Source organism: Micromonospora sp. KC207 (genome assembly GCF_004348615.1).
GTDB lineage: Bacteria > Actinomycetota > Actinomycetes > Mycobacteriales > Micromonosporaceae > Micromonospora.
This window is the reverse complement of the sequence record NZ_SMKJ01000446.1, coordinates 1-3,593: the sequence shown is the minus strand read 5'-3', so window position 1 is coordinate 3,593 and position 3,593 is coordinate 1. Positions and strand designations below refer to the sequence as shown.

Genomic DNA, 3,593 nt, shown 5'->3' with positions numbered 1-3,593 from the left:
ATCGACCAGCATCGCGATCAACTGCTCATCCGTGACCGCACCCACCGGCCCTACGGCCGGCTCCTGCTCCGAGGTGATCTCGGTCGTCATCTGGCGTCTCTCCCTTGATCGGTCGATCAGCCGTTATCTGTACAGTCCCTCGGTTGGCCGGTGTGTCGGTGTGCGGGAAGAGCGAGGCGGTCGGCGGCTCCCCGACACCAGGCGACGTCGACATCCAGACCGCCGTGCAGAGCCAGATCAGCGACGCGCCGGCGAGGACATGGACGGCGCTGATGACCGGAGAGTCCGGCAGCGGCGCGAGCAGCGCCAGGAGCGTGAAGGCGACGCCGTACCCGGCCGCCGCGACTCGGGGGAGCACCCGGGCCCGGAGCATCGACACGGCGAACGTGGCCGTGCCAGCGACGAAGACCACGGCGCTGCCCAGCACGGCTACGCCGGTCGGGCCGTTCAGCACCTCGTCGGCCACGGCCTGGTCGAGGTAATAGAGGACCATGTTGAGTGCGAACGCCACGCCGGCGAACAGGCCGAGGCCGATCATGTTCACGGCGTACGCAACCGCCCCGAACCGCCCCGTGGCGGCCCGCTGGCGCAGGTAGATGGCGGTCAGCGCGGGCCCCCCGAAGGCCGCGCCTACGCCGATGACGAAACTGGTGGCAGCCGTCTCCCCGATGAACGCCTCCACCAGCCCGGGCACGGCGGTGGACAAGCCCAGGAGCACCCCGCAGGCGGCCCCGAAGCGCAGGAGCCAGGACGTCGACATAGACAGAACCTTCCCTTCGTACGCAGATGAGGCGACCGTAGGTTCGTCCGACCACGTCCCGTAAGTGCCGGCCGGCCACACCTCGCGGATCGGTGCACAGCCCACCGCGGGCCGGGTTGGCCGAACGGCACATGCGGAACGGTCAAAGAACCGGCCGACCGTGGTCCGGATTGCGTGGCCGGCCGTAGCCTGCTGTCCAGGAAGCGGTGGAGGGAGTACCGAATGGACCGGCCCCGGCGCCCCGTCCCGTGGGCGGTGGCCGTGGTGTACGGCGCCGTGCTCGCGGGCGGTGTCTACTGGTCCGTGATCGGGGAGGCCGGCGAGCGAGCGGCCCACCTCGCCAGCTTCGTGGCCGTCCTGGCGCTGCTGTTCGGAGTCGAGGCCTTCCACTGGCGCCGCTACCCGGTCACGATGCCACCCGGTCCGGCCGCCGCGCTGCTCGTCGTGCGGTTCGCGCTTTACGTCGCGGCGGCGCTGCTCGACGGCTCGGGCACCTCGCGGGCGCTGTTCGTCCTGCTGCCGTTCGTGGCGTACTTCGCCTTCGGCCGCGCGGTGAGCGTCGCGCTGGCCGGCGTCTGTCTCGCGCTGATCGCCGTCGCCTTCACGGTGTCCACACCCGACTGGTACCGCGACGCGGAGTACGTCTCGGACCTGCTCATGTTCTCCATCGGCTCGGTGCTCGCGATCTGCATGGCGGCGGTGGCCATCGCCGAACGGGACGCCCGTGCCCGCCTCGAACGCACACTGAACCGGATCGCGGAACTCTCCGCGGCGACGGAACGCAACCGGGTGGCCCGGGACATCCACGACAGCCTCGGCCACGACCTCACCGCGATCGCCATCCAGCTGGAGAAGGTGTCGGCTTTCCGTGACCGAGACCCTGCGCTGGCAGCGCAGGCGCTGCACGACGCCCGCGCTTCGGCCAGAAACGCCCTGACCGAGGTACGCCGGTCGGTACACGCGCTGCGCGACGGAACGCCACCGCTCTCGCTGCCCAGCGCCCTTACCGATCTGGCGCGCGGCGCCGATGGCGGAGAGCCGGCGGTCACCGTCACCGTCACCGGCGAGCCGAGCAGGTACGGACCCGCCTCGCTCGCCGCGCTCTACCGCGCCGCCCAGGAGGGCGTGACCAACGCCCGACGCCACGCCCGGGCGGCGACGGTGACCGTCTCGGCCGTGTTCGACGAGGCGGGCGCGCGGCTCACCGTGGCCGACGATGGCTGTGGCTTCCCGGCCGCCCAGGTCGGGTCCACCGTAGAGGGTTTCGGCCTGGTCGGCATGCGCGAACGGGTGCAGCTGCTCGGCGGGCAGATCAGCATCGACAGCCGGCCGGGTGCCGGTACCGTAATCACCGTGACCATCCCGCGCACGACCGCCGCGTCCGTCGCCCCGAGGTCGGCGTGACCGAGAGCGACCCGGTGCGCGTGCTGGTCGTCGACGACCAGCAGTTGGTCCGGGAGGGCATCGCGGCGCTGCTGGACATCCAGCCGGGCGTCACGGTGGTCGGCACCGCGCCGGACGGCAAGGCCGCCGTCAACGCGGCGATCGAACTGCAGCCGCACGTGGTGCTCATGGACCTCCGGATGCCGGAGATGGATGGGGTCGAGGCCACCGCGATCCTGCACCGGCGGGCACCGCAGATCCGCGTGGTCATGCTGACCACGTTCGACGACGAGGAGTACGTTGTCCGAGCGCTGCACGCGGGTGCCGCAGGCTACCTGCTCAAGGACCTGCCCGCAGCCGACCTCGCTCAGGCGGTGCGGCTAGCCAACGCTGGCGTCGCGCAGCTCGACTGCTCCATCACCGACAGACTGGCCGCCGCCCTGGCCAGTGACAGAGCCCGGTTCGTCGCGCCGCCACCCGCACCACGCCCAGATCAGGTGTTGACCGCGCGAGAGATCGACATCCTCGGCCTCATCGCGACCGGCTCGACCAACCGGGAGATAGCTAGCCGGCTGTTCCTGAGCGAGGGCACGGTGAAGAACCACATCTCCCGCATCCTCGGCCGTCTGCGCCTCCGCGACCGCACCCAGGCCGCCCTCTACGCCCGCGACCACGGGCTACTACCGGACCGCTGAACGGAGTGTGGCCCCGCACCGGCATCGGCGCGGCGGGATGTGCCCGCGGAGTACCCGCCGTGGCAGAGCTTGTATCGGTGGTTTCGGCGCTGGCAGCGTGACGGCGTCTGGGCCCGGCTTTTCGCCTCGTTGCAGGCCCGGGCGGACGAGGCTGGGGTGATCGGCTGGACGGTGAGCGTGGACTCGACCATCAGCCGCGCGCCCATCAGCACGCGGCGGAAGCCCGCCGTGACGGCGAGGCGCAGAAGCACATCTCAACGATCTCCGCCTTGAACTCCGGCGTGAATGCCCGGCCGGCGTGGCTTCCTCCCCATGCCTTCCATGATGAACATCCTCCCGAGGAGCCCACAGCCCTTCTGAGCTGGAATGTCCGTCAAAACGGGTCAGGCCCATTCTTGCTAACTTTGGTCTTAGTCGGATTCAATCTAACTGAGGAAGACTTCGCCGTTCCGCGAGGTAAAGTCTGGATATCGTGCTCCGGCGGCTCGTCTGTGTTGCATCGCCTTCACATGTCGGCACCTGTGGCTATCTTCTGCGCATGACCGCAGGGTCATTGCGTTCTGCGGTAACTGCTGGTCACGGCGGTGATGAGGTCGTGGGGGCGGCGGTTGGCCTGGCGGGTGGCGCGCAGGGGCATTGCATAGTTGGGTGCCGGGTCGTTGACCAGGGATTTCGGAGCGTGGACGGCGTCGGTGGAGGCGTAAGAAGCGGGCGAGGCCATATCGGTGATCATGGAGTTGCGACGCTTCATGACT

General features: G+C 69.6%; 4 protein-coding genes and 1 pseudogene. 3 read left to right on the top strand and 2 right to left on the bottom strand.

Translation table 11 applies throughout. The features are described from left to right. Positions 1-25 precede the first annotated feature (25 nt). Positions 26-760: a hypothetical protein gene (locus tag E1258_RS30990; protein WP_132407347.1), complete on the bottom strand. Its 735-nt coding sequence runs from the start codon at positions 758-760 to the stop codon at positions 26-28. 222 nt (positions 761-982) lie between these two features. Here E1258_RS30990 and E1258_RS30985 point away from each other — a divergent pair, with 222 nt between their 5' ends. The 3 genes and pseudogenes from E1258_RS30985 to E1258_RS30975 form a co-directional block, all read left to right on the top strand. Beyond that, positions 983-2,164: a sensor histidine kinase gene (locus tag E1258_RS30985; RefSeq protein ID WP_132407345.1), complete on the top strand. Its 1,182-nt coding sequence runs from the start codon at positions 983-985 to the stop codon at positions 2,162-2,164. Continuing rightward, positions 2,161-2,838 carry a response regulator transcription factor gene (locus E1258_RS30980; RefSeq protein ID WP_132407343.1) on the top strand — a complete coding sequence of 226 codons (678 nt, stop codon included), beginning with the start codon at positions 2,161-2,163 and terminating at the stop codon, positions 2,836-2,838. Before E1258_RS30985 ends, E1258_RS30980 begins: the two co-directional genes overlap by 4 nt. Positions 2,839-2,871: 33 nt before the next feature. After that, a pseudogene (locus E1258_RS30975) lies at positions 2,872-3,167 on the top strand (transposase); the annotation flags it as partial. 221 nt (positions 3,168-3,388) lie between these two features. Here E1258_RS30975 and E1258_RS30970 read toward each other — a convergent pair. Continuing rightward, on the bottom strand, positions 3,389-3,589 hold the full coding sequence (locus E1258_RS30970; RefSeq protein ID WP_243715797.1) for a hypothetical protein: 201 nt from the start codon (positions 3,587-3,589) through the stop codon (positions 3,389-3,391). Positions 3,590-3,593 lie beyond the last annotated feature (4 nt).